Here is a 24413-nt window from a genome sequence, read left to right on the forward strand (position 1 = left end):
AAAAATAAAAATATGTTAAAGATTCTCGGTCTTATTTTCTTGTTTATTTACGTTATTAGGCCATTGTTCAAATTGCTGTTTAAGAGTTATATCATCACTCAAGTTCACAGACAGCAATCTGAACAGGCTTATCGACAAAAGGAGGCAAAGAGGGAAGGAAGCATAGATGTTGATTATGTCCCGCCTCAAGCTAAGTCTAAACCCCGTTCCACGAAAGTAGATGACGGAGATTATGTACCATTTGAAGAAATTAAAGAGTAAATTGCCCAGGATTTTTAAACGATTTTGTAGTTTTTTGGTTAACCCCATATAAACCTGAATAAAATTAGCTGAATTTTTTGCCTAAATGAGGAATTTATTAACGTGGTGTTTTTTCTTGCTAGCTGTCTTGATAATCAATGACAGTTTGATATTAAGCACCATTCAGCATACTAAGGAGGTTTCTAAAAATAGCGTAGAGCAGTTCTCTGACATCAATATGGCAGGTCAATCATCTTCCGATGAAGTTCAAGATATGGAAGAAGAAGGCTTTGTATTTCTTTCACAGCCTACTGCCCAATTCATCTTATTCCAAGGTACTAAACATGAATTAGTTGTTCCATTAGAAGAAAATCCATACCAGGATGTTTCTTTGGACATGATTTCTCCCCCTCCCCAATTGTCGGTTTAAACCCGCACAATTAAGTAGAAACAAAACTTTTCAAAAACATTTCTTGTACCGGATGCCTAGGGGCTGTTAAAGCTTTTATGTATCCATGGATTTGAATTATATGAAATATTTCATGTTATTCCTTGGTGTTTGCTGCGCGCACCTTGGAGTTAGCCAAATACCGGCTAACTATAAAGCCCAGTTAAATAAAAATGTTAAATCTGAAGCTAAAGTTATTCAAGTAATCGAAAAAGGATATTCGAATCAAGTGAGTAAAGAGACACCTAAATATCAAAAGAGAGAAACCTTAATCGAACAAAACGTAGATGTAAGCAAAGGATTAGAGCGTAGTTCTTATAAACAACAGGCAATAGCCCAACCTAAATAAATTAAAATGAATCGAGCGTCTAAGCTAGTGTTATGTATGGGGATTCTCCTTCTGCAGGCATGTGGTACAAAAAATGAAATCAATAGTCAGGAAATATCCAGTCTAGAAGTCAGTGTACCCATCAAAATGGATACCACCATTTCTCAAGAGTTTGTGGCAGATATTAATGCCATCAACAACGTAGAAATACGTGCGAGGGTAAAAGGGTATCTAGATAAAATACATGTAGATGAAGGAAAAGCTGTTCGTAAAGGGCAAGTTTTATTTACCATCAATAATTTGGAATATTTGGCTGAAGTGATGCGTGCCAAATCTGTATTGAACCAAACCATGGCTGATATCAAAGCTGAGGAATTGGAATTAATCAATACCCGATTATTGGTAGAAAAAAATGTAATTGCGAAAAACCAATTAGCCATAGCACTAGCTAAAATAGAAGGCTTAAAGGCGAAAAAAGAGGAGGCAGAAGCTCATGTGAAGGCTGCTCAATTACGCGTTGAATATTCTTCTATTCGGGCTCCTTTTGATGGTGTCGTTGATCGATTGCCATTCAAGTCGGGTAGCTTAGTGGACGAAGGTACTTTATTAACCACCTTATCGGATACCAAAAATGTATTTGCTTATTTCAATGTCTCTGAAAAGGAATATTTGGCTTTTGCTGAATTGGGAGAAGGCTTTAAGCATAATACCTCCGTTAGTTTATTATTGGCTAATGGAGATTTGTATCCACATGCTGGCAAGGTTGAAACCATTGAAGGTGAGTTTGATAAGAACACCGGTAATATTGCCTTTCGTGCAAGATTTGATAATCCAGAAAAACTATTGAAACATGGTTCATCTGGACGAGTTCAAATGCCGAAAAAGGTGAGTGGCTATTGGTTTATCCCGCAAAAAGCCGTATTTGAAATTCAAGAGAAGAGTTATGTATTTGTCAAAGATGCATCTGGAATTGTAAAAATGAAAAGTATTATTTCAGATCTTCGGATCCCCCATTTTTACTTAGTGAAAAGTGGATTTTCAAGCAAGGATACTGTCTTAATCGAGGGAATCCAATTGGTGAAGCAAGGTCAAAGAATTAAGTCGATTTATAAGCCGATGCGCCAATTATTAACCGATTATAAAGCACTATAAGATGGTTCAACAATTCATAACACGACCAGTATTATCGATCGTTGTATCGATCTTTATTGTGATTTTAGGGGTTATTGCTATGAAGCAATTGCCTATTACACAATTTCCAGATATTGTTCCCCCTGCCGTTACCGTGACTACCAAGTATACAGGGGCAAATGCGGAAGTATGCGCCAAGGCCGTGGTAACCCCTCTCGAAAGAGCAATTAATGGGGTGGCCGGGATGACTTATATGACATCTGTTTCTGGAAATGATGGCACCAGTATCATTCAAGTTTATTTTCAAGTGGGTACAGATCCTGATGTTGCAGCAGTCAATGTACAAACACGCGTGCAAACTGTTTTGGATGAATTGCCTGAAGAGGTTATTAAAGCAGGGGTAATCACGGAGAAAGAAGTGAATAGTATGCTATTGTACGTTAATCTTTTGAGTGAAGACACTGATATCGATGAGAAGTTTATATTTAATTTTGCCGATATCAATGTACTACCTGAATTAAAGCGAATTGATGGTGTTGGATTCGCTGATATCATGGGACAACGCGAATATGCGATGCGAATATGGTTGCATCCAGATCGCTTGTTTGCATATAAATTGTCAGCGGAAGATGTTATTCAGGCCTTGCGCAATCAAAATGTAGAGGCCGCACCTGGTAAAATTGGGGAGAGCTCTGGAAAAAATCCGCAAGCTTTACAATATGTAATGCGGTATACGGGGAAATTTACTCAAGTGACCGAGTATGAAAATTTGGTAATTAAGGCAACTGAAACAGGTCAGATTTTGCGATTGAAAGATTTGGCAGATGTGGAATTTGGATCGTTGGATTACGATGTGCTTTCGAAAGAAAATGGCAGGCCATCTGCTGCAATTTTGTTAAAACAACGTCCGGGTTCCAATGCAGCTGAAGTAATTGATAATGTCAAAAAACGATTGGCCGAATTGAAAACGAGCACTTTTCCTCCGGGTATGGGTTTTACGATTTCGTATGACGTTTCTCGTTTTTTGGATGCCTCTATTCATGAAGTAATTAAAACATTATTAGAGGCTTTTTTATTGGTAGCCCTGGTGGTGTTTATTTTCTTACAAGATTGGCGTGCCACGCTAGTACCCATTATAGCGGTTCCCGTATCATTGGTGGGGACTTTTACTTTTATGCTAGCATTTGGATTTTCTATAAACCTGTTGACTTTATTTTCTTTGGTATTGGCCATTGGTATTGTAGTTGATAATGCGATCGTGGTCGTAGAAGCTGTACATGCCAAAATGGAAGAGAAGGATATGCCTGTTCTAGCCGCAACGCAAGAGGCGATGCATGAAATTTCGGGTGCTATTTTGGCGATTACGCTTGTTATGGGTGCTGTATTTGTGCCAGTGGCATTTCTTTCGGGACCTATCGGCGTATTTTTTAGGCAGTTCTCTGTGACGATGGCTATTTCGATTGCATTGTCGGGATTAACTGCTCTAACCTTAACTCCTGCACTTTGCGTATTACTCTTAAAAAAACCAGAACACAATCAAAAAAATTGGCTGGGCAAATTCTTTCATGCTTTTAACCATCGATACGATCAAATCGCCCAAAAATATTTGATTTTAGTAGGCTCTTTAATTAAAAAGCGCTTGCTGATGTGGATGATTTTACTCGGTTCTGTCGTCGGTACTGTGATCTTATCTGGCATTGTCCCTAGTGGTTTTATTCCCTCAGAGGATCAAGGAACTTTATACGTAAATGCTACCACTCCAGCCGGCGCAACTTTAGAAAGAACGGAAAGTGTAATGGATCAGGTATTTAAGTCAATCAAGGGTATTGATGCGATTGAGTCATTTTCCACGCTAGCAGGATTTAGTTTATTAACGGACGGATCAGGGGCTTCGTATGGAACAGGTATTATAACACTTAAGCCTTGGGAGGAACGAAAAGAAACTGTCAATGAATTAACAGAAATTATTCGGGCTAAAACGAATGGTATCAAAGATGCTAGTATTCAATTCTTTCCACCTCCAGCTGTTCCTGGCTTTGGAAATGCGTCAGGTTTTGAATTTCGTATTCAGGATCGAAGTGGTTCGGGGGATTTACAAAAATTGGCTGCTGTTTCAAATGACTTCGCTAAGAAGCTAAATGAATCACCCGAGATTCAAAATACCTTTTCGAGTTTCGACCCAAGCTTTCCCCAATACATGTTGGAGGTGGATCAAGAAGCTGCGGCTCAAAAAGGAGTGAATGTCTTACCTGCCATGGATAACTTACAAACGTTATTAGGTAGTTTTTATGCGACAAATTTTATTCGATTTGGTCAAATGTATAAAGTCATGGTTCAAGTTGATCCCCGATATCGAGCACATCCAGATGACGTCTTGAAGTTTTATGCTAAAAATAAATCTGGCGAAATGGTGCCCTATTCTTCCTTTGTTAAGATGAAACGGGTATATGGACCAGAGCAATTTACACGATATAATATGTTTACATCGGCGATGGTAAACGGGGAACCTGCACCAGGTTTTAGTTCTGGTGCGGTATTGGATATTATACGGGCTCAAGCCTTGAAAAGTCTTCCCCGTGGATATACACTTGAGTGGTCGGGAATGACGCGAGAGGAGGATCTCGCTGGTAATCAAGCGATTTTCATCTTTGCCATTTGTTTGCTTTTTGTATACTTATTACTTGCTGCTCAATATGAATCTTTCTTATTACCATTTCCTGTATTGCTATTTTTACCAATGGGGGCGATGGGAACCTATGCCTTCTTGTATTTATTTGGATTGCAAAACAATATATATGCCCAAGTGGCCTTGGTCATGTTGATCGGATTATTAGGCAAGAATGCCATCTTAATTGTTGAGTTTGCCATTGCTAAACAGAAGGAAGGAGCGTCAATCATTGAGGCGGCTAAAGAAGGAGCTTTTTCTCGTTTACGTCCTATTTTGATGACTTCATTTGCTTTTGTTGCAGGTTTGATTCCGCTAATGCTTGCTTCTGGTGCGGGTGCCATCGGAAATCAAACGATTGGTACGGCATCTGCTGGGGGCATGATTTTAGGAACAGTGGGTGGTTTATTAGTGATTCCGGGATTGTATGTGGTGTTCGCAACGCTTTCGGCTAAATGGTCAAAAAATGAAAAATAAGTTTTGGATAGTAATTTTAGGGTTAGGATTGGGTGGTTGCCAGCAAGCCATATTTCGCGATCAAAAAAGCGTGGATGCTGATTTGGAGGCTTATCGTCAGGCAAAGGATCTGACCTCAGTTTCAGATGTACAGGCGTGTTGGAAGAAGGACAGTCTCCTAGTTGAGTTAATTGATTCGGTCTTAGTGCGGAGCAATGATATAAAAATTGGTTTTCTACAGATGGCCATTTCTCGCTCGGAATTTGCGTATCAACGCGGCTTGCGTAAACCAACAGTAGCTGGAGTGATTCAGCCTAGTTTAAGGCGTTTTGGTAAGTACACCATGGATGGAGTAGGTAATTTTGATACCCAATTTTCAACCAATATAACAAAAGAGCAAATTATACCCGAGAACTTGCCTGATTTGCAAATGGGAGTCCAGTCGAGTTGGGAATGGGATATATGGGGAAAATTAGCTAAAAGAAAAAAGGCTAGCGCGCTACGTTATTTGGCTACTGAGTCAGGTCAGCAATGGTTAATTACTACCTTGGTGGCAGAAGTGGCTAGTGCTTATGGCCAATTAGTTGCCTTAGATCAGGAATTGGATATTTTAAAAACAAATATTGCCATTCAGCGTAAGGCATTTGAACTAGTACAGGTACAGAAAGAAGCTGGAATGGTGAATGAAACAGCGGTTCAACAACTTGAGGCTCAATTATTAAATTCTCGCTCGCAGGAAGGTGATGTTTTACAAAAAATTACAGAATTAGAAAATCAGATTCGATACTACTTGAATAAGCCAGGTTCGAAAATTAAACGTACCACCTATCCATTTAACTGTGCTTTGGATAGTAGTCTATTTGCCCAAATACGGATTGACCAATTGGAGCGACGTCCAGATATCCGTGCAGCCAAGTTAGCTTTATCTGCTGCATTTGAAACAAAAGAAAGCGCTAAGTTGGCCTTGAAGCCATCGGTCGTTCTATCCGGAATTTTAGGTGTTCAAGGTTTTCAACCGGCCTATTTGTTTCAATTGCCGGCATCTATGGCATATCAATTAATAGGGGGAATTACGACACCCTGGTTAAATCGTTCGGCTATTACCTCTGACATATTACGTTCAGATGCTCAATGGAAGGTACAGGATTTAGCGTATCAAAATGCTTTGGTTCAGGGGTATTTGGAATGGGATACACAGGTTAAGTCGCTCAGTTTTTTACAACGTCAAAGTCAGTTGAAAGAACGAGAAGTGATGTTAACCAAAGGAGCGATAGGTACGGTAGGGACTTTATTTACCACCGCAAAAGCTAACTATTTGGAGGTGCTTACAGCCCAACAAAATGCCCTTCGTTCGGAATTGGAATTATTAGAACTTTCGAGAAAACGCTGGATTCACGCGATTCAACTATACCGCGTTTTGGGAGGTGGCTGGTAATCAGTTGGATTGTTTAATTAGGTTTTCAATGACCACCGGAAAATCGCGGTGTTCTAGTATTTGACCTTTTCTGGCGACATCCTCTGGGCTGTCGCCATGTTCAATGATGAATGAACTTTGATGAATAATAGCCCCTTCATCATAATGTTCATTCACATAATGAATGGTGATGCCAGATTCTTTCTCACCTGCTTCAATTACTGCCTCATGCACGAAATGACCATACATTCCTTTACCTCCAAACTTCGGTAAAAGGGCTGGATGTAAATTAATAATCCGTTGAGGATAAGCTTGTACAAAGCTACTTGGGATAAGCCATAAAAACCCAGCCAAAACGATCCAATCGGTATCTAAGGCTTGTAATTCGCTTAAAATTAAGCCGTTTTTATATTCTTCTCGAGAGAAAACTCGGCAAGGTATTTGCAAGCGTTTGGCACGTTCAATAACTCCCGCCTCAGGATTATTACAAAATATATGGCTAACCTTTGCCAAGGTCGACCCTTGTAAATGTTGAATGATTTTTTCCGCATTGGAACCTGATCCGGAAGCAAAAATGACGATGTTTTTCAAGCCTGAACGATTATTTTCTTACAAATTTAGGCCATATTGCGGAACCTTTAGGCAAAAATGGAAGTTTTGTTTCTTCAGGTTAAAATCGGAACATGAAAATAGGAATCATTTGTTATCCAACTTATGGTGGAAGTGGGGTTGTGGCTACTGAGTTAGGTAAAGCCCTAGCTTCGGCAGGTCATGAGGTACACTTTATTACATATACCCAGCCCCCGCGTTTGGATTTCTTTTCCGAAAATATCTTCTATCATGAGGTGAGTGTGGCATCTTATCCACTCTTTCAATATCTTCCTTATGAGTCTGCATTGGCTAGTAAAATGGTGGATGTGACCATCAATGAAAAGTTGGATTTGTTGCATGTGCACTATGCTATACCTCATGCATCAGCGGCCTATTTAGCCAAGCAAATATTGAAATATAAGGGCATTCACGTTCCCGTGATTACTACATTACACGGAACTGACATTACCTTGGTGGGTCGTGATCCTTCCTTTGAGCCGGTAGTTACTTTTTCCATCAATGAGTCAGATGGGGTGACAGCTGTGTCTGAAAGTTTACGAAATGACACCTATGCAGAATTTGAAATTCTTAGTGCCATAGAAGTTATTCCCAATTTCATTGATCTAAAAAGATTCAAAAAACAGGCTAAGGAGCATTTCAAAATAGCCATTTGTCCGCATGGAGAAAAGCTATTGATGCATACCTCAAACTTCCGTAAAGTAAAACGCATCGAAGACATTATACATGTTTTTGAAAGAGTACGTAAAGTCATTCCTTCCAAATTATTATTGGTAGGAGACGGGCCAGAGCGTTCGGCGATTGAAGCTTTATGCCGTGATTTAGGAGTACAAGGAGATGTTCGCTTTTTGGGCAAATTGGATACGATAGAAGAAGCCCTTTCTTTAGCCGACGTATTCTTTTTAACTTCCGAAAAGGAGAGCTTTGGTTTGGCGGCCTTAGAAGCTATGGCTTGTGAAGTCCCAGTCATTTCATCCAATGCAGGCGGTATTACAGAGGTGAATATACATGGAGAAACTGGCTTTGTGAGCGAGATTGGGGATATCGAGGACATGGCAAAAAATACCATTAAACTACTTTCAGATGAAGCTTTGTTGACACAAATGAAAGAAAATTCATTGGCAAGAGCTCAATTATTTGATATAGAGAAAATATTGCCTCTCTATGAAAACTATTACAAAAGAATCATCAGTCAAAGTTGGAAATTCCCGACTCAGAATCTTTTGGATAGCGAATAGATTCTTTTAATTTTGTAAATGCCTAAGTTTAAAACCGTTCAATTCCGATTTTTTTCTAAAAATTCGAAATATGGAAAAACAAAATCTACGTCCGAAGCACTCGGGTTCTAAGCAATTGTTTGAAAATCCAATATTGGAGAGATTGTCCAGAACTCACATTGCTATTCCTGTAACATTATTTTTTCTGACGGGTATGGTCCTTTTGTACATAGCATTTACCTATGCTATCTTGGACAATCTAATCATTCTGACTTTGTTTTCAATAGGATTCTTTGGATTTACCTTCATTGAATATTGGGTTCACCGTAGTATTTACCACATTGAGCCTAGCACAGAAGCTAGAGCCAAATTCCAATACATTGCTCACGGGGTTCACCATGAATATCCTAAAGATAAATCTCGCTTAGCCATGCCTCCGGTGATTGCGGTGCTAGTAGTAGCCTTACTTTTTACGATTTCTTATTTTGCCTTGCATCATTATGCTTTTGCCTTTTTCCCAGGTTTTATCTGGGGATATGCCTCTTATTTATTAGTACATTATTGCGTGCATGCCTATCCACCTCCAAAGAATTATTTTAAGATGCTTTGGGTCAATCATGCCGTTCATCATTACAAGGATGGAAATGCTGTTTTTGGTGTTTCTTCTCCTATTTGGGACTATGTTTTTGGCACCATGGATACCATGGATAAGTCTAAGGTTCAAGAAAATTTATAGATTTAATTTCCTTACTTCTGACACATCGGAGCATTCCTGCACTAGGTTTTGAATGCTTTTCTTTAGGATGGGATGAGTCCAGTCAGGGGCGATTTCAACCAAGGGAATAAGTACAAATTTTCTTTGAGCTAAGAACGGATGAGGGACTTGCAAATTACTTTCTTGTATCACTTGTTGACCATAAAATAAGATATCCAGATCCAGTATCCTCGCTTCCCACTGTTGCTTTCTAATTCGACCAAAATCGGATTCAATACTTAATATTTCTAAGAGTAAGGCTTGAGGTTCAAGGTCAGTACGTAATTCCAACACTTGGTTTAGAAAATCAGCTTGCTGGGTATTTCCCCAGGCTTTGGTTTGATATATGGAAGAAAATTGAAGAATGGGCCCTATTTTTTTTTCAAGAATTGGATAGACATTTTTAAAAATTTCGAGGGTATTTCCTAGATTGCCTCCTAAAGAGAGGTAAATGTTGGTGGCCATGGTCAATTTCATTTCTAACAAACTTACAAATTTCTTTTTTATGCCTAAGAAAAATGCTCCATTGAAATTAAAACCAGGTATGTTATTGGTTTCGGAACCATTTTTGGAGGATCCCTCTTTTCATCGTTCTGTCGTGTTATTATGTGAACACTCGTCCTCTCATTCATTTGGATTGGTGTTAAATCAACGACAAGAAATAGTATTGGATTCTTACATGGATGAAAAGGTGATGGAAGATGTGCCGCTTTATTCTGGTGGACCCGTTGACCCTACAATCATGCAATTTATTCATCGCAGGCCTGATTTAATTCCGGACGGCATAGAGATAGGAGAAGGGATATTTTGGTCAGGGGATTTTGAAAAAGCCATTGAATTGGTTGTTGGAGGAGAAATTGCTTTTGATGAAATTAAATTTTTTATCGGTTACTCCGGTTGGGGGGCAGGTCAATTAGAACGCGAAGTGAAATCAAATGCCTGGATGCTTCATCCGGCCAATGCGGAATATGTATTTGATGAACCCTCCATGAATTTATGGAGGAAAGTATTATTTGATAAAGGAGGGGATTATCGTGTGTTATCTACCTATCCAGATGATCCGAATTTAAATTAAAGAGAAATTGGGGCTAACTTATTTTAGCCCAGTTGGTCGTGTCTCTACGTTGATGTGCGACCTGTTCTCGAATCATTTGATGTTTTGGATGGTTTAATTGAGGGTCTTCATCCAATATTTTTTGGGCAGTCTCTCTGGCAACTTTTAAAATTTCGCCATCCTTGGCCAAGTCTGCAATCATGAGATCAATGGCGCCGCTTTGACGCGTTCCCCCCAAATCTCCTGGTCCTCTTAATTGTAAGTCCACCTCCGCAATTTCAAAACCATTATTGGTTCTGACCATGGTTTCAATGCGTTTTTTGGTATCCGCACTTAATTTGTAATCCGTCATTAAAATACAATAACTCTGCTCTGCACCCCGACCTACCCGGCCTCTCAGCTGGTGTAATTGGGCCAAGCCAAATCTCTCAGCACTCTCAATAATCATGATACTGGCATTGGGGACATTCACTCCCACTTCAATCACCGTTGTAGCTACCATGATTTTAGTTTCATTTTTAACAAAGCGGGCCATTTCAAAATCTTTATCGGCCGATTTCATTTTGCCATGTAAAATTCCCAAAGGTACGTCCGGGAAAGCTCTGGAAATACTTTCAAATCCATCCATCAAATCTTTAAAATCCATCTTTTCGGACTCTTCAATCAAGGGATAAACAATGTATACCTGCCTGCCTTTGTTTAACTCATTTTGAATAAAACCAAAGACTTGAAGGCGGTGACTGTCATAGCGATGTATGGTCTGTATGGCTTTTCTACCTGCGGGCATTTCATCAATGATGGATATATCTAAGTCGCCATACAAGGTCATGGCAAGAGTGCGAGGAATAGGCGTGGCAGTCATGACCATCACATGTGGATGGGTCTGTTTGTTTTTATCCCAAAGTTTAGCCCTTTGAGCTACCCCAAAACGGTGTTGCTCATCAATGATGCATAAACCCAAATTGTGAAATTGTACGACATCCTCAAAAATGGCATGGGTACCTACCAAAATCTGTAGTTTGCCCGAGGCTAAATCTTCATGCAAGAGCACTCTATCTTTCTTTTTGGTGGAGCCTGTTAGTTTAGCAATTTGAATACCCAATAAATCAGCAAATTTCTTTAAACCCTGAAAATGCTGATCCGCTAAAATTTCTGTGGGTGCCATCAGGCAGGCTTGGGTACCATTATCTATGGCCAAAAGCATAGCAATAAAGGCCACAATGGTTTTACCTGAGCCTACATCCCCTTGAAGAAGTCGGTTCATTTGTTGGCCTGATTTCATATCCTGAAAAATCTCCCGAATCACCTTTTTCTGGGCATTGGTCAATTCAAAGGGCATGTGATTTTGATAGAAATTGGTTAACAAGGCGGCTGAAGAGAAGACTTGTCCGGGGAAAGCCGTCTTTCTGATTAAATTTTGTTTGATTAATCGAAGTTGGTTGTAGAAAAGTTCCTCAAATTTTAGGCGTCTTTTAGCTTGATGTAACCAATTTTCAGATTGGGGAAGATGAATATGATAAAGTGCCTCTTGCTTGGAAATAAGTTTAAATTGTTGGATGATTTCCGAAGGAAGCGTCTCCCGAATGTAGGGGAATGCTACTTGCAAGACATTTTTTTGCAATTGGGCAATCACCTTACTATCGATGTATTTTTTTCTTAATTTTTCAGTGAGGGAATAAACCGGATGAAAGAAGGTGTCATTATTGGCTTTCCCATTATACACCTCCATTTCAGGATGTGTTATTTGAATTTGCCCATTAAAACTGGTAGGCTTGCCATAAAATAAATAATCAATCCCGGGCGTTAAGGTTTTTTCAAGCCATTTGATGCCTTGAAACCAGACGAGTTCTATGCAGCCTGATTCATCGCAGCATTGAGCAACGAGTCGCTGCTTGGGTCCCTGACCTATTTTTTCTTTGTAACGGATGCGCCCAACGAATTGTGCATGCTCCAATTGTTCGGTAATTTGATCAATGGGATAGATGGCGGTTCGGTCTTCGTAACGAAAGGGGAAATATTGAATTAGGTCGCCATAGGTAAAAAGACCTAGTTCAGTTTGAAGCAAGCTAAGCCTTGCTGGTGTAATACCACGCAATAAGGCTAAATCTGTTTCAAAAAAATGGGTCATGGGCATTCCATAAAAATTTTGTGAATTTAGGTATATTTACAAAACCTTAGGGAGAATTTTTTAAGCTTTATGTTTTTAACAAACACTTTATTAATTTCTAGATTAAAATACCATTCTTTAACGCGGGTAAAGTCTCTATTGTTTTTCATATTTTTAATGGGGTCCTACTACGCTTCTTGGGCACAATGTCCAGTTTGGGTAGCCACAGAAAAAAAAGTAGTGGTATTCTCTCCCAATCGTTTGAAAGGAGAACCTTATCCAGATCCAGTTCCAATTCCTGTGAATGGGGCGCAAAATGCGGATATTAAATGGACTTGGACATTAGCAGGCACAAACCGAGGTCAGGAAATTGGTATAACGGATTCTACCAAATTAAATACCACCTTTGACATCCAGAAAATCATTCAAAGTCATCAAGATTTAGAGGGGACTAGTTTTACCTTGACCTATTTTATAACGGGAGTAGGGAAGGATGCCAGTACTGGTCTAGCTTGTCAAAGTTTCGCTACCATTGATGTGGTTATTTTAGTGAAAATTCACCCCTACAATGCCATCACGCCGAATTCAGATGATACAAACGATGAATGGTTTATCGATTATTTATACAATTACCCAGATGCCCAAATTGTGATTTTTGATCGATGGGGGCAGCCTGTTTTTGAAAGTACAGGGTACGAATATGAGGAAAAACCGTTTAAAGGGAAATTTAATGGCAAGGATTTGCCCTCAGGAACCTATATGTACCGCATTACGCCGAGTGAAGAATATGGGACCATTTATGGTAATTTGACCATTGTAAGATAAAATATGAAGAGCTTATTAGACCAGCAGTTTCAGTCAGAGGGATTTGTCATTAGCCAAGTCGAAGATTTACTTAATTGGGCTAGGGCTAGTTCCTTGTGGCCTATGAGCTTTGGCTTAGCATGTTGTGCGATTGAAATGATGCAGGCTTTTGCTTCAGGATATGATTTAGATCGATTTGGTGTTTTTCCTCGACCTTCCCCACGTCAATCAGATGTGATGATCGTGGCTGGTACCGTAACTTTCAAAATGGCGGATCGTATCCGCCGTTTGTATGAGCAAATGCCTGAACCTAGGTATGTGATTTCCATGGGTTCTTGTTCCAATTGTGGAGGGCCATATTGGGATCATGGATACCATGTAGTGAAAGGAGTAGACCGGATTATTCCCGTGGATGTTTATGTACCGGGTTGCCCTCCAAGACCAGAAGCTTTGTTGGGAGGAATCATTAAATTACAGGAGAAAATACAAAAGGAAAGTTTGGTGGTTCCCGCTCGTATTTTGGAAGCTATCGCATAAAAATAGATATATGAATTCGGTGCTGCATATTAAAGATTTGGTGGAAAAAAGTGTGGGCAAAAGTGTACACTGGGACGAGGCGAATCATCGAATCACCTTAGAAGCAGCCGATTTAGTAGCTGTTTGCGACTTATTATGGCGGAGTCCAGAGGCTTATTTTGATTCTCTTTCCTGTTTAACGGCCATTGATCATGGTCCAGAAAAGGGTACGATGGAATTGATTTATACCTTGTATTCCATTCCCAATCACTTGACATTTCATATACAAATTATTCTTCCCCGGTTCCTAGAAGATGGTAGCTTGCCTGAAGTGCCTACGGTTTCGCATATTTGGAAAACGGCAGATTGGCATGAAAGAGAAGCCTATGATTTGGTGGGTGTGAAATTTAAGGGCCATCCTGATTTACGAAGAATCTTGCTGCCTGAGGATTGGAAAGGCCATCCTTTGAGAAAAGATTATGAAGAACCTGATACCTATCACGGTATTCAAGTAAAATATTGATCGAATGAAGATAGCAGGCTTTACTTTCATTCGGAATGCCATAAAGAATGATTATGCCATCGTGGAAGCCATTACTTCCATTCTTCCCATTTGTGATGAGGTGGTGGTGGCCATAGGTAAATCAGAAGATGATACTTTGGCCTTGATTCAGGCTATACCCTCTCATAAAATTAAAATCATAGAAACGGTTTGGGATGATACCCAGCGAGAGGGTGGAAGGACTTTTGCTTTGGAAACAGACAAAGCCTATGCCGCTATTTCACCTGACACGGATTGGGCCTTTTATATTCAAGGGGATGAATGTGTGCATGAAAGTGATTTGCCTGTCATCAAGCAATCCATGGAACAGTATTTACATGATGCAGCTGTTGAGGGGTTATTGTTTCATTACCGACATTTTTATGGGTCCTATCAGCATGTCGCGGTTTCTCGAAGGTGGTATCGACGTGAAATACGGGTCGTGAAATTTCATCCTGATGTACATTCTTACAAGGATGCTCAAGGCTTTAGAAAAGCAGGTAAAAAGTTACAAGTAAAGTTGATTCCTGCCCATATTTTTCACTATGGCTGGGTTAAGCCTCCGCAAGGTCTAAATAATAAAGTGAGAAACTTTACACAGTTTTATCACGATGATGCTTGGCTCGAAATGAATGTTCCGGCAGATTATCAATTTGATTATGGAAATGCAGAGCGTTTAAGTCTTTTTGAAGGGACCCATCCTCAGGTCATGCAAGCCCGTGTAGCTCAACAAAATTGGCCATTTCATGTGGACAATGAGGCCTTGAGAAAACGCATGAGTTTGAGAAGAAAGATATTGCAGCAGATTGAAGATTGGACTGGAAAACGGATTGGAGAATACAAAAATTATCGAATAATCTGATGATGGAAAAAAAGATATCTTATTTTCCCCAATCGGCTTCATCAGACAAGCCCTTTTTCTCCATTTTGATCCCCACCTGGAACAATTTGGCTTTTCTTCAGCAGTGTATTCAAAGTATTCGAAAACATTCTACAACTAGTTATCAATTAGTGGTTCACCTTAATGAAGGAAGTGATGGGTCTTTGGAATGGATTAGAGAGCAGGGCGATATAGCCTATTCTCACAGTGAGGAAAATGTTGGAGTCTGTTATGCCATGAACGCCATGCGAACATTGGCCAGAGCGGATTATTTTTTATACCTGAACGACGACATGTATGTGTTACCCAATTGGGATGGGATTTTAAAAGAGGAGGTATTGGCTTGTCCCAATCACTATTTCTTTATTTCTGCCACCATGATAGAGCCTAGGGCACAAAGTAATTGTTCGATTGAACAGAATTTTGGACTTACTCTGGAGACTTTTGAGGAGGATAGACTTTTAAAGGAATGGCAAAATTTGCAGAAAAACGATTGGCAAGGAAGTACTTGGCCGCCGAATGTGGTACACAAAGATTTATGGGATCTAGTAGGTGGTTATAGTGTCGAGTTTTCTCCAGGGATGTATTCTGACCCTGATTTTTCGATGAAATTATGGCAAGCTGGTGTTCGATTATTTAAAGGGGTAAGTCGCAGTAGGGTATATCATTTTGGCTCCATTTCAGTAAAAAGAGTTAAACAAAACAAAGGTTATTACCAGTTTATTCGCACGTGGGGAATGAGTTCAGGAACCTTTTCCACCTATTACTTACAAAGAGGTAAACCATTCACAGGACCATTGAGCAAGCGACGGATACCATTCTGGGTACATCTCAAAAATTGGTATTACCGTATAAGTGTAGCTTTTAAAAATCAATAGATACGGAAAAATAGTTTAAAAGGGTAAAGCCATTTAGCCAAGGCTCCTTTTTTCTTATAGGCCAGCATGAGATCTCGGAACTTCATGACTAGGCTGACTCTCCTAATTCGTGAAATCAGCTGGGATGAACTAAAATCTAGGGCAAGTTGCATTAGTACTTTTTTTTCTATGGCCTTTTCATTGGGACAAAACTCAGCCAATAGTCGCACCCGCTGTTGAATCCGTTTATCTCGCTCTTCACCTGATTGATAAAGTTTAGGGGCTTTTTTTAAATTAGCCCCAATAGCATTTTGATCGTGTTGACGGTATTTAACTAAGGTTTCCGGTAGGTAGGTGATACCTTGAAAACAGGTAGCTAAAAAACCAATGTAATAGTCATGTGATACAAAACGTGGAAAAGGAAAGGCTTGAGCTAAAATAGACCTTTGGAATAACATACTGTGACCAGGTGCCCATGCACCAAAAGTGTACATGAGTGGAGAGCTATAAGGAATCTGATTTTTTAGATCAGACATTTTTTTGGAAAGGCTATTTCCTCGGTCATCTATGAGTTGAGAATCCGAATAGATTAAGGAAAAAGTGCCTATTGCTTGGAATAAGCGACTTATTTTATGTTTATCCCACAGGTCGTCTTGGTCAGATAAGGCTATCCATTCCCCTTGGGCTAGTTGTAGCACTTTCTCAAAACTCCCGACATAACCCAGGTTTTTTTCATTTTGATAAATCTTTATTCGGGTATCTTCTTGAGCCATTTTTTGAAGAATAGCCCAAGTTTGGTCTGTGGAGGCATCATCTAAATATATGAATTCGAGATGAGGATAGTCTTGATCCAAGTGACTTTGAATCTGTTCTTCCACAAATTTCTCACCCTGGTAACAAGCCATGACGATAGAAATCAATGGAAAATTCAAGTTGTTAATCTGAATAGAGGGCATTGAAAGGCTATAAATTCTAAAGTAGTTTATTAAAATTGTAGTAATTTGGCCTAAATTTAAGAAAGATTCTCATTGAAAACCTACCTCCGACTTCTTAGCTATGCCGTTTCCATTCGGAAGTATATATTTCCTTATTTTGGTTTTTCATTATTGGCTAGCTTATTTGGAATCTTAAATTTCACCTTGCTGATTCCCCTTTTGAATGTGCTATTCAATCAGGCTGCAGCCTCTAATATTGAATTATACCGTCAATTACCTGAATTTTCTTTCTCACCCAATTATTTCTCCTTTGCTTTCAATCATTATTTCTATGGGGCCTTGGAGCAATATGGCCGAATAGGCGCTTTGCAATATGCTTGTGGGGCTATTATGATTTCCGTGATTTTGTCGAATATCTTTCGCTATTTTTCACAAAGGGTTTTAAAAACAGTGGAGGCGGACACCATTGCTTCCTTGCGTCAGGCTGTTTTTGAGCAAGCCATACGATTGGACTTGAGTTATTTCAGCGAGCGGAAGAAGGGAAACTTAATGTCAAGATTAACTACAGATGTACAAGAGGTAGAAAACAGCATTGGTCGGGCATTTACTGCCACCTTCAAAGAAATCTTTTCATTGGTGTTGTTTTTTGTCTTTTTGGCCAGTATGTCTGGAAAATTGACCTTGTTTTCACTCATGATTTTACCACTCTCAGGAGGGGTTATAGCCACGATAACCAGGAGATTGCGCCGGGCCGCTGGAGAGGTACAGCAACATTTAAGTGGCTTGATTAGCTTGTTGGATGAGACCTTTGGGGCAATGCGCGTGGTAAAAGCATTTCGGGCAGAGCCCATGATGGATCAGCGTTTTCAACAAGAAAATGGTAAATACCGACATTCATTATTGAAGATGGTGTTCCGACAAGAGCTTACTTCCCCGGTATCGGAGAGTTTGGGGGTATTGGTTGTTACGGGGATATTGCTGTATGGAGGAACACTCGTGATTTCTGGTGATGGGGAGTTAAGTGCTTCTACGTTCATTGCTTTTATTGCGACTTTTTCACAAGTCATGCGACCAGCTAAGGCCATAGCTGATGCATTTAGTGGAATTCAGCGAGGAGTGGCCAGTGCAGACCGTATCATTGAAATATTAGATACCCAACCAAGCATTGTAGCAGAAGAGCCTATTATTCCAAAAAAGGAATTGAAAAATCGAATTGTTTTTGATCAAGTGAATTTTGCCTATCAAAAGGATAAATGGGTATTGGATCAAGTTAGTTTTGAAATACCCAAAGGAAAGACGATTGCCTTGGTGGGACCCTCAGGAGGCGGTAAATCTACTTTGGCAGATTTATTGCCCCGTTTTTACGATCCTAGCTCAGGTCAAATTTTGATTGATGAGGTGCCTATCAAGCAGGTGCCTTTAGAAGATTTACGATCGCTGATGGGTATTGTGACCCAGGAGTCCGTTTTATTTAACGACACTATTTTCAATAACATAGCATTTGGTACGGAAGCAAGTCAGGAAGAAGTTGAGGAAGCCGCCAAAATAGCGAATGCACATGATTTCATTATGGCCCAAGCCGAAGGCTATCAGGCGTATATTGGCGATAGAGGATCTAAATTATCAGGTGGGCAGCGGCAGCGGATATCCATTGCCAGAGCAGTCTTGAAAAATCCACCAATTTTAATCTTGGATGAGGCTACGAGCGCCTTGGATAATGAATCGGAAAAATTGGTTCAAGCGGCTTTGACCAACCTGATGAAAAACAGAACAGTATTGGTGATTGCACACCGTTTAAGCACTATTCAGCATGCAGACCAAATTTTGGTGGTTCAAAAAGGTAAGATTGTGGAAAGAGGAACTCATGATGAATTAATGCGTGATCCTAAGGGCGTTTATGCCAAATTAAGTCATTCCAAATAATCTTACCCTTTGATAAATTCCTTAATCGATTTATCAAGAAATGATTAGTTATTCCATTTAGAAAAGGGTAATTTTGCGTTCGAATTGTAAAAATTAGCATTGATTATCTACTATGTCATCATCATTATTAGCACAACGAATTCAAGCTTTAGAAGAGTCTTCCACCTTGGGAATGACTAAAAAAGCACGTGAATTAGCCGCCCAAGGTCATAAAGTTATAAGTTTATCGGTTGGAGAGCCTGATTTTAAAACTCCAGCGCATATCTGTGAAGCAGCCAAGAAAGCCATTGATGATGGTTTCCACGGATATTCACCGGTAGCAGGTTATCCTGATTTGCGTATGGCCATTGCCAACAAACTTAAGCGTGATAATGGTTTAGAATGGGCTTCTGAAAACATCGTTGTTTCTACCGGAGCTAAGCATTCATTAGCTAATGCTATTGCTGCATTAATTGATCCAGGTGATGAGGTAATCATATTCTCTCCATACTGGGTTTCCTATTCAGAAATGGTGAAATTAGCCGAGGGAACATCTGTCATTGTTCAGGGTTCTTTTGAGAATAATTTCAAAGTGACAGCAGAGCAGTTTGAGGCAGCTATTACTCCTAAGACTAAAATGGTGATGTTCGCATCTCCAAACAACCCTACAGGGTCAGTTTATACAGAATCTGAGTTACGTGACATCGCCAATGTCGTTGCTCGTCATGAGCGTATTTTTGTATTGGCAGATGAAATATATGAGTACATCAACTTCACCCAAGGTGGACATTTCTCTATTGGTTCTATTCCTGAAATTAAAGACCGTGTCATCACGGTAAATGGTGTAGCCAAAGGTCATGCCATGACGGGTTGGAGAATAGGATTTATTGCAGCAGCTAAATGGATTGCTGATGGTGTAGAAAAATTACAAGGTCAAGTAACCTCAGGAACGAATTCTATCGCACAAAAAGCAGCAGTAGCTGCATTCAATGGCACTTTAGATCATGCTTATGAAATGAAAGCAGCCTATGACCGTCGCCGTAAATTAGTGGTTGGAAAATTACGTGAGATAGAAGGATTTAAGGTAAATATGCCAGATGGTGCATTTTATGCATTCCCAGACATTTCTTCTTTCTACGGAAAATCTGATGGTAAAACAACCATCAACGATTCTGATGATTTCTGTAACTGGTTATTGCAAGAAGCTTTCGTGGCTACAGTAGCTGGATCAGGTTTTGGAGCGCCTAATTGTATGCGTATTTCTACGGCTGCAGCTGATGAGCAATTGGAAGAAGCTTGTGAGCGCATCAAAAATGCCGTTGCTAAATTGAAATAAACAAATTTCAAGATATAGATAAAAGGTTAGCTCAACGGCTAACCTTTTTTTATGCCTTTTCTTGCAGGGTCACCTTGCTAGACTATTTCTGCTTTAACGTTTTACTTAACATGCTGAATCCTATGATGGCAGATACCAAGGAGGCCAATAAAATGCTAAACTTGGATACATCCACAATGGATTCTTGATGGAAGGATAAGTTGGTGATGAATATGGACATGGTAAATCCAATTCCTCCCAAAAATCCTACACCCACGATGGATCCCCATGTTAAATCTTTGGGTATTTTGCTCAATCCAAGGCTGGAAGCAAGAAAACAAAAAAGGAATATTCCTATTGGCTTGCCTAAACTTAGGCCTGTAAAAATACCTAAACTATAAGATTCTAAGAGTTTACTAGTTGTATCTGTGTTTAGGATAATGGCGGTATTGGCTAAAGCAAAGATGGGTAATATGCCAAAGCTGACGGGCTTATGTAAAAAGTGCTGAATTTTAGTAGAAATGGAATGCTGGTCGCCCTTGTCAAAGGGTATAGCAAAGGCTAATAATACTCCCGTGATGGTTGGATGTACACCGGATTGCCCCATGAAATACCACATGGCTAATCCTCCGATTAAATATAAAGGTATGGAACGTACTTTGGCAAAGTTTAATCCTCCCAATAGGGCAAAGGTGCCCAATGATAGACATAAATTAGTCCAATCTAAGCCACTAGAGTAAAATGTACCAATGATAACAATGGCTCCTAAATCATCAATTACCGCCAAAGCCGTCAAAAATATTTTTAAAGACAGAGGTACTTTACTACCTAAAAGTGATAAAACTCCCAAGGCAAAAGCAATATCCGTGGACATAGGAATGGCACTTCCAGAAATGGTGGGGGTGCCAAAATTGAAAAGAGTATAAATGAGGACAGGTACTATCATACCACCTAAGGCACCTATGATGGGGAAAGAAGCTTCCTTGATTTTTGAGAGCTCCCCAATGTAAATTTCTCTTTCTAATTCTAACCCAACTAATAAGAAAAAGATGGTCATCAATCCATCATTGATCCAATGCTCAAGAGCGTGGCCTAAAATTTCAGTTTTCCATAAATGGTGGTAGGCATCTCCCCAGGCAGAATTGCTAATGTACAGAGAAAATAGGGTACAAAAAATCAATATGATACCACTCGACTTTTCGCTTTCAAAGAATTCTTTAAATAATTTACTAGCCTTCATAGAATGGTTTGAGGTTATTTAGAAATGATAGCTAAAGCTAGCGGCATAATAATTCGGAGCAATTTTTGGCTCCCATTGAAAGGCCTGTTTGGAAGAGAAATGTTGTTTTAGTTTTGGGTAAATACAATAGGCTAATTCAGCTGATGCGATACCAATACCCGCTCCAACGAGCACGTCACTTAGCCAATGTTCATGATTGGCAAGTCGTAAATAGGCGGTTCCCGTGGCTAAAGTATAGCCTGTTACGGCTAACCAAGGATATTCTTTCCCTAGTTCTTTGGCTAATACCGTGGCACCAAAAAAGGCAGTGGCTGTATGCCCTGATGGGAAGGAATGTTCGCCACCATTGGGCCGCGTTTCGTTGATTATCCGTTTTAAACCCTGGGTAGAGACCACATAGATACCTGTTCCCAACATAAATATTCCTAATTGTTCTTTTCCTTTATGCTTTGCATTAGCCCCTAAAATTCGGGCTCCAATTTGAATCAGTGTGGGGCTATATTGCAAGAAATCATCAGCGGAGGATTGAAAACCGTGGTAGTTTTCATGATGCCAACTAACTTGCCTATCGTGGGCTGCTTGGTTATAAAAAGCTAATCCACCCAAACTTAAACCCACGGGGGCTATCCAGGGCTTCAGTTTATTGCTTTTTTTCTCTTGTCCGTAGGAAACGTTTATTCCAAGTATCAGTAAGCAAACTAGAGCCCAATATTTTAAAGTTGGCATTATTTCTCTTTTAAAAGGTTTTGGATGGTTTTTTCAAATTCTTGCACCCAATCCGTGTAGTATAAGCCTGTTCCTGGTCCCGAGAATCCGGTATGAATTTCTCTAACCTTACCTTTTTTATCAATGACAAATGTGGTCGGGTAGCCATAAAATTTATTTAGCATCGGGAAAACCTGTGCGATGGTTTCATCATTGGGTACACCACCAAAAACAAGGGGGTAATCGATACCAATTTTCTTTTTGAAATTCTCAATTTTAGGTCCAGAGACGGCCATATCAGGAGAGTATTCAAAAGATACGCCAATGACCTCCACACCTTTTGCTTTGTTTTTAGTATAAAAAGGGGCTAAAAATCGCGCTTCATCAATGCAATTCGGGCACCAAGACCCCATGATTTCGACAATGACTACTTTATTTTTGAAACGCTCATCTTGTAGGCTGATTGTTTCCCCTTTGGGAGTTGGTAAGCTGAAATTTAAACGATCATAGCCTGGCTTTAAAAAGGTTAATTTTTTCAAATCAGGTAGGCTTGCCTTGGGGTCAAGGGTACCTTTGACATCCTTTTTCGTGGCAAAACCAGAGAATAATGTTCCCTTGATTTCTTTGCCAATGACTTTGGTTTTGAAAAGTAAAACAAAACTTCCATCAAAATAACTCACCAATAGGCTGTCGCCTGATACATTTCCCTGTAAAAAGCGGTAATCGCCCGAGGTCTGTAAAATAGACCCAGTTACTTTATTGCCTACTTGCTTAAATACTCCCACGCTAGGAGTGTGCTTGTCGTCCACGGAAATATCGACATTCCAGGTACCGCTAATATTAACCGTTGGAGCCTTTAACTGGGTGAATCTTTCTTTGGATCCAAACTTGGCTTGAAATGGAAGTTTGTTGACAAATTTTCCATTCCTTTTCTTAATCCAGAAGCCTGACATCTTTTGAGGGCTTTCTAGATAGGCTACCAGCTCAGAATCATATAGATCAAAGGGAATGACTAAAGAATCTCCCCGAAAAAAGGATTCACCTAAATGAAAGCTTTCCGAACCATTGATGACCTTGATTAAAAAGGTATTTTTCTTTTTTCCTGGGGCTACATGTAAATTAAAGGGTAAGCCGCCTCCCTGAGAACTGAGTTCCGCTCTCCAAGGTCCCATTTGAGGTTTTTTGTTAGATTGGGCTAAACCATGAGTTGCCAAAAAGAGGGTAATCATTACCCAAAATAGATATCGTTTCTTCATGATATTTAGATGCATGTCCGCAAAGATAGGAGAAAGCTAGGCGGCATTAAAAAAAATGGTGACAATTTCGAAAATTGATGAAATGACCGCAGGATAATTTGTAAATTTGTTTTGACTACAACCTATGATCGAGAACCCTTACCATACCTCTGTTTTATTGCATGAATGCATTGATGGCTTAGCCATTAAACCAGAGGGTATTTATGTCGATGTGACATTTGGAGGTGGAGGTCACTCCCGAGCCATTCTACAAGAATTAGGGCCAGATGGACGATTATTTGCCTTTGACCAGGATCCGGATGCTTGGCGACAAGCTGAGAAAATTGATGATGGTCGATTGGAATTGATTACAGCCAATTTCAGGCATATTCAAAAGTACCTACGCATACATGGGATTAAACAAGTCGATGGAATATTGGCAGACTTTGGCGTCTCATCCTTTCAGTTAGATGCTGCAGAGCGCGGTTTTTCTACACGTTTTGACGGGCCCTTGGATATGCGGATGGGACCATCTGCTTCCACCGATGCAGCTGAGGTGTTGAATTCCTATTCGGCAGACAGCTTGCAAAAGATTTTTGGCATGTATGGGGAGATTAAAAATGCTCGAACTTTAGCTCAAGCAGTAGTTCAAGCTAGGACGCAAAAAGCCTTAAAAACGACGTCGGAATTCAAAGAAATATTGGCTAAATTAGCTCCAAGATCACGGGAGTTCAAGTACTTTGCGCAAGCTTTTCAGGCAGTGCGTATTGAGGTGAATCAAGAACTCGCGGTTATTGAAGAGTTTTTAGAACAAGCAGCTAATTTATTGGCTCCAGAAGGGAGATTGGTTGTTTTATCCTTTCATTCATTGGAAGACCGATTGGTGAAAAATTTTATTCGAACAGGTGATTGTCAGGGTAAAGAAGATAAAGATTTGTTCGGCGTGGTTCATAAACCCTTGGAATCTGTCATCAGTAAGCCCATTACGGCCTCAGAAGAAGAGTTGAAAAGAAACCCGCGTTCACGTAGTGCTAAATTAAGAATCGCAGCTAAATTGTAA

24 protein-coding genes are annotated in these 24413 nt (G+C 39.9%); 17 read left to right on the forward strand and 7 right to left on the reverse strand.

Annotated elements, in window-relative coordinates:
* Nucleotides 1–12: 12 nt before the first annotated feature.
* The 6 genes from ACST15_RS07995 (at nucleotide 13) to ACST15_RS08020 (ending at nucleotide 6703) form a co-directional block, all read left to right on the forward strand.
* The gene (locus ACST15_RS07995) at nucleotides 13–261 is read left to right on the forward strand and encodes a hypothetical protein (protein ID WP_459454136.1); all 249 of its coding nucleotides are present in this window, start codon (nucleotides 13–15) and stop codon (nucleotides 259–261) included.
* 85 nt (nucleotides 262–346) lie between these two features.
* Complete coding sequence (locus ACST15_RS08000; protein ID WP_459454137.1) at nucleotides 347–670, forward strand: hypothetical protein; 324 nt, start codon at nucleotides 347–349, stop codon at nucleotides 668–670.
* 85 nt (nucleotides 671–755) lie between these two features.
* A complete protein-coding gene (locus tag ACST15_RS08005) occupies nucleotides 756–1037 on the forward strand; it encodes a hypothetical protein (protein WP_459454138.1) in 282 nt (93 codons plus the stop codon).
* A gap of 36 nt (nucleotides 1038–1073) precedes the next feature.
* Nucleotides 1074–2168 carry an efflux RND transporter periplasmic adaptor subunit gene (locus tag ACST15_RS08010; RefSeq protein WP_459454139.1) on the forward strand — a complete coding sequence of 365 codons (1095 nt, stop codon included), beginning with the start codon at nucleotides 1074–1076 and terminating at the stop codon, nucleotides 2166–2168.
* Nucleotide 2169: 1 nt separating this feature from the next.
* Complete coding sequence (locus ACST15_RS08015; RefSeq protein ID WP_459454140.1) at nucleotides 2170–5289, forward strand: efflux RND transporter permease subunit; 3120 nt, start codon at nucleotides 2170–2172, stop codon at nucleotides 5287–5289.
* Nucleotides 5279–6703 (forward strand): TolC family protein, encoded by a 1425-nt coding sequence (locus ACST15_RS08020; RefSeq protein ID WP_459454141.1) that lies wholly within the window; start codon nucleotides 5279–5281, stop codon nucleotides 6701–6703. The genes ACST15_RS08015 and ACST15_RS08020 overlap by 11 nt, the downstream gene beginning before the upstream one ends.
* On the opposite strand, the gene purN is transcribed toward ACST15_RS08020, so the two are convergent.
* On the reverse strand, nucleotides 6704–7273 hold the full coding sequence (gene purN, locus ACST15_RS08025; RefSeq protein WP_459454142.1) for a phosphoribosylglycinamide formyltransferase: 570 nt from the start codon (nucleotides 7271–7273) through the stop codon (nucleotides 6704–6706). It lies immediately after the preceding gene.
* Nucleotides 7274–7365: 92 nt separating this feature from the next.
* Between purN and bshA the strand changes: the two genes are divergently transcribed.
* Nucleotides 7366–8529, forward strand: a complete 1164-nt coding sequence (bshA, locus tag ACST15_RS08030) for an N-acetyl-alpha-D-glucosaminyl L-malate synthase BshA (protein ID WP_459454143.1) — start codon at nucleotides 7366–7368, stop codon at nucleotides 8527–8529.
* A gap of 70 nt (nucleotides 8530–8599) precedes the next feature.
* On the forward strand, nucleotides 8600–9244 hold the full coding sequence (locus ACST15_RS08035; protein WP_459454144.1) for a sterol desaturase family protein: 645 nt from the start codon (nucleotides 8600–8602) through the stop codon (nucleotides 9242–9244).
* On the opposite strand, the gene folK is transcribed toward ACST15_RS08035, so the two are convergent.
* A complete protein-coding gene (gene folK / locus ACST15_RS08040; RefSeq protein WP_459454145.1) occupies nucleotides 9239–9727 on the reverse strand; it encodes a 2-amino-4-hydroxy-6-hydroxymethyldihydropteridine diphosphokinase in 489 nt (162 codons plus the stop codon). The two genes, ACST15_RS08035 and folK, sit on opposite strands and share 6 nt — an antisense overlap.
* A 40-nt stretch (nucleotides 9728–9767) precedes the next feature.
* Between folK and ACST15_RS08045 the strand changes: the two genes are divergently transcribed.
* Nucleotides 9768–10337: a YqgE/AlgH family protein gene (locus tag ACST15_RS08045; RefSeq protein WP_459454146.1), complete on the forward strand. Its 570-nt coding sequence runs from the start codon at nucleotides 9768–9770 to the stop codon at nucleotides 10335–10337.
* A 13-nt stretch (nucleotides 10338–10350) separates the two neighbouring features.
* On the opposite strand, the gene recG is transcribed toward ACST15_RS08045, so the two are convergent.
* Nucleotides 10351–12444: an ATP-dependent DNA helicase RecG gene (gene recG, locus ACST15_RS08050; protein ID WP_459454354.1), complete on the reverse strand. Its 2094-nt coding sequence runs from the start codon at nucleotides 12442–12444 to the stop codon at nucleotides 10351–10353.
* Nucleotides 12445–12600: 156 nt separating this feature from the next.
* Here recG and ACST15_RS08055 point away from each other — a divergent pair, with 156 nt between their 5' ends.
* The 5 genes from ACST15_RS08055 to ACST15_RS08075 are packed head-to-tail and all read left to right on the forward strand — an operon-like array spanning nucleotide 12601 to nucleotide 16042.
* Nucleotides 12601–13248 carry a gliding motility-associated C-terminal domain-containing protein gene (locus tag ACST15_RS08055; protein ID WP_459454147.1) on the forward strand — a complete coding sequence of 216 codons (648 nt, stop codon included), beginning with the start codon at nucleotides 12601–12603 and terminating at the stop codon, nucleotides 13246–13248.
* Nucleotides 13249–13251: 3 nt separating this feature from the next.
* Nucleotides 13252–13764, forward strand: a complete 513-nt coding sequence (locus ACST15_RS08060; protein WP_130924535.1) for an NADH-quinone oxidoreductase subunit B — start codon at nucleotides 13252–13254, stop codon at nucleotides 13762–13764.
* 10 nt (nucleotides 13765–13774) lie between these two features.
* The gene (locus ACST15_RS08065; protein ID WP_459454148.1) at nucleotides 13775–14266 is read left to right on the forward strand and encodes an NADH-quinone oxidoreductase subunit C; all 492 of its coding nucleotides are present in this window, start codon (nucleotides 13775–13777) and stop codon (nucleotides 14264–14266) included.
* 4 nt (nucleotides 14267–14270) lie between these two features.
* Nucleotides 14271–15146 carry a glycosyltransferase family protein gene (locus ACST15_RS08070; RefSeq protein WP_459454149.1) on the forward strand — a complete coding sequence of 292 codons (876 nt, stop codon included), beginning with the start codon at nucleotides 14271–14273 and terminating at the stop codon, nucleotides 15144–15146.
* Nucleotides 15147–15148: 2 nt separating this feature from the next.
* Entirely contained in the window at nucleotides 15149–16042 is an 894-nt protein-coding gene (locus ACST15_RS08075) for a glycosyltransferase family 2 protein (protein ID WP_459454150.1), read from the forward strand.
* On the opposite strand, the gene ACST15_RS08080 is transcribed toward ACST15_RS08075, so the two are convergent.
* Nucleotides 16036–16926 carry a glycosyltransferase gene (locus ACST15_RS08080; protein ID WP_459454151.1) on the reverse strand — a complete coding sequence of 297 codons (891 nt, stop codon included), beginning with the start codon at nucleotides 16924–16926 and terminating at the stop codon, nucleotides 16036–16038. The two genes, ACST15_RS08075 and ACST15_RS08080, sit on opposite strands and share 7 nt — an antisense overlap.
* A gap of 123 nt (nucleotides 16927–17049) precedes the next feature.
* Between ACST15_RS08080 and ACST15_RS08085 the strand changes: the two genes are divergently transcribed.
* Complete coding sequence (locus tag ACST15_RS08085; RefSeq protein WP_459454152.1) at nucleotides 17050–18879, forward strand: ABC transporter ATP-binding protein; 1830 nt, start codon at nucleotides 17050–17052, stop codon at nucleotides 18877–18879.
* 112 nt (nucleotides 18880–18991) lie between these two features.
* Nucleotides 18992–20194, forward strand: a complete 1203-nt coding sequence (locus ACST15_RS08090; RefSeq protein WP_459454153.1) for a pyridoxal phosphate-dependent aminotransferase — start codon at nucleotides 18992–18994, stop codon at nucleotides 20192–20194.
* Nucleotides 20195–20276: 82 nt separating this feature from the next.
* On the opposite strand, the gene nhaA is transcribed toward ACST15_RS08090, so the two are convergent.
* The 3 genes from nhaA to ACST15_RS08105 are packed head-to-tail and all read right to left on the reverse strand — an operon-like array spanning nucleotide 20277 to nucleotide 23374.
* The gene (nhaA, locus tag ACST15_RS08095; protein ID WP_459454154.1) at nucleotides 20277–21413 is read right to left on the reverse strand and encodes a Na+/H+ antiporter NhaA; all 1137 of its coding nucleotides are present in this window, start codon (nucleotides 21411–21413) and stop codon (nucleotides 20277–20279) included.
* 18 nt (nucleotides 21414–21431) lie between these two features.
* A complete protein-coding gene (locus ACST15_RS08100; RefSeq protein WP_459454155.1) occupies nucleotides 21432–22139 on the reverse strand; it encodes a phosphatase PAP2 family protein in 708 nt (235 codons plus the stop codon).
* Nucleotides 22139–23374 (reverse strand): peroxiredoxin family protein, encoded by a 1236-nt coding sequence (locus ACST15_RS08105; protein ID WP_459454156.1) that lies wholly within the window; start codon nucleotides 23372–23374, stop codon nucleotides 22139–22141. The genes ACST15_RS08100 and ACST15_RS08105 overlap by 1 nt, the downstream gene beginning before the upstream one ends.
* 124 nt (nucleotides 23375–23498) lie before the next feature.
* Here ACST15_RS08105 and rsmH point away from each other — a divergent pair, with 124 nt between their 5' ends.
* On the forward strand, nucleotides 23499–24413 hold the full coding sequence (rsmH, locus tag ACST15_RS08110; protein WP_459454157.1) for a 16S rRNA (cytosine(1402)-N(4))-methyltransferase RsmH: 915 nt from the start codon (nucleotides 23499–23501) through the stop codon (nucleotides 24411–24413).

The sequence above is a fragment of the Aquirufa sp. Wall-65K1 genome, assembly GCF_054558475.1.

Excerpts from the sequence above, each read along its gene's own strand:
- ACST15_RS07995 (WP_459454136.1), top strand. The coding sequence starts at position 13 with ATGTTAAAGATTCTCGGTCTTATTTTCTTGTTTATTTACGTTATTAGG.
- ACST15_RS08000 (WP_459454137.1), top strand. The coding sequence starts at position 347 with ATGAGGAATTTATTAACGTGGTGTTTTTTCTTGCTAGCTGTCTTGATA.
- ACST15_RS08005 (WP_459454138.1), top strand. The coding sequence starts at position 756 with ATGGATTTGAATTATATGAAATATTTCATGTTATTCCTTGGTGTTTGC.
- ACST15_RS08010 (WP_459454139.1), top strand. The coding sequence starts at position 1,074 with ATGGGGATTCTCCTTCTGCAGGCATGTGGTACAAAAAATGAAATCAAT.
- ACST15_RS08015 (WP_459454140.1), top strand. The coding sequence starts at position 2,170 with ATGGTTCAACAATTCATAACACGACCAGTATTATCGATCGTTGTATCG.
- ACST15_RS08020 (WP_459454141.1), top strand. The coding sequence starts at position 5,279 with ATGAAAAATAAGTTTTGGATAGTAATTTTAGGGTTAGGATTGGGTGGT.
- bshA (WP_459454143.1), top strand. The coding sequence starts at position 7,366 with ATGAAAATAGGAATCATTTGTTATCCAACTTATGGTGGAAGTGGGGTT.
- ACST15_RS08035 (WP_459454144.1), top strand. The coding sequence starts at position 8,600 with ATGGAAAAACAAAATCTACGTCCGAAGCACTCGGGTTCTAAGCAATTG.
- folK (WP_459454145.1), bottom strand. The coding sequence starts at position 9,727 with ATGGCCACCAACATTTACCTCTCTTTAGGAGGCAATCTAGGAAATACC.
- ACST15_RS08045 (WP_459454146.1), top strand. The coding sequence starts at position 9,768 with ATGCCTAAGAAAAATGCTCCATTGAAATTAAAACCAGGTATGTTATTG.
- recG (WP_459454354.1), bottom strand. The coding sequence starts at position 12,444 with ATGACCCATTTTTTTGAAACAGATTTAGCCTTATTGCGTGGTATTACA.
- ACST15_RS08055 (WP_459454147.1), top strand. The coding sequence starts at position 12,601 with ATGGGGTCCTACTACGCTTCTTGGGCACAATGTCCAGTTTGGGTAGCC.
- ACST15_RS08060 (WP_130924535.1), top strand. The coding sequence starts at position 13,252 with ATGAAGAGCTTATTAGACCAGCAGTTTCAGTCAGAGGGATTTGTCATT.
- ACST15_RS08065 (WP_459454148.1), top strand. The coding sequence starts at position 13,775 with ATGAATTCGGTGCTGCATATTAAAGATTTGGTGGAAAAAAGTGTGGGC.
- ACST15_RS08070 (WP_459454149.1), top strand. The coding sequence starts at position 14,271 with ATGAAGATAGCAGGCTTTACTTTCATTCGGAATGCCATAAAGAATGAT.
- ACST15_RS08075 (WP_459454150.1), top strand. The coding sequence starts at position 15,149 with ATGGAAAAAAAGATATCTTATTTTCCCCAATCGGCTTCATCAGACAAG.
- ACST15_RS08080 (WP_459454151.1), bottom strand. The coding sequence starts at position 16,926 with ATGGCTTGTTACCAGGGTGAGAAATTTGTGGAAGAACAGATTCAAAGT.
- ACST15_RS08090 (WP_459454153.1), top strand. The coding sequence starts at position 18,992 with ATGTCATCATCATTATTAGCACAACGAATTCAAGCTTTAGAAGAGTCT.
- nhaA (WP_459454154.1), bottom strand. The coding sequence starts at position 21,413 with ATGAAGGCTAGTAAATTATTTAAAGAATTCTTTGAAAGCGAAAAGTCG.
- ACST15_RS08100 (WP_459454155.1), bottom strand. The coding sequence starts at position 22,139 with ATGCCAACTTTAAAATATTGGGCTCTAGTTTGCTTACTGATACTTGGA.
- ACST15_RS08105 (WP_459454156.1), bottom strand. The coding sequence starts at position 23,374 with ATGAAGAAACGATATCTATTTTGGGTAATGATTACCCTCTTTTTGGCA.
- rsmH (WP_459454157.1), top strand. The coding sequence starts at position 23,499 with ATGATCGAGAACCCTTACCATACCTCTGTTTTATTGCATGAATGCATT.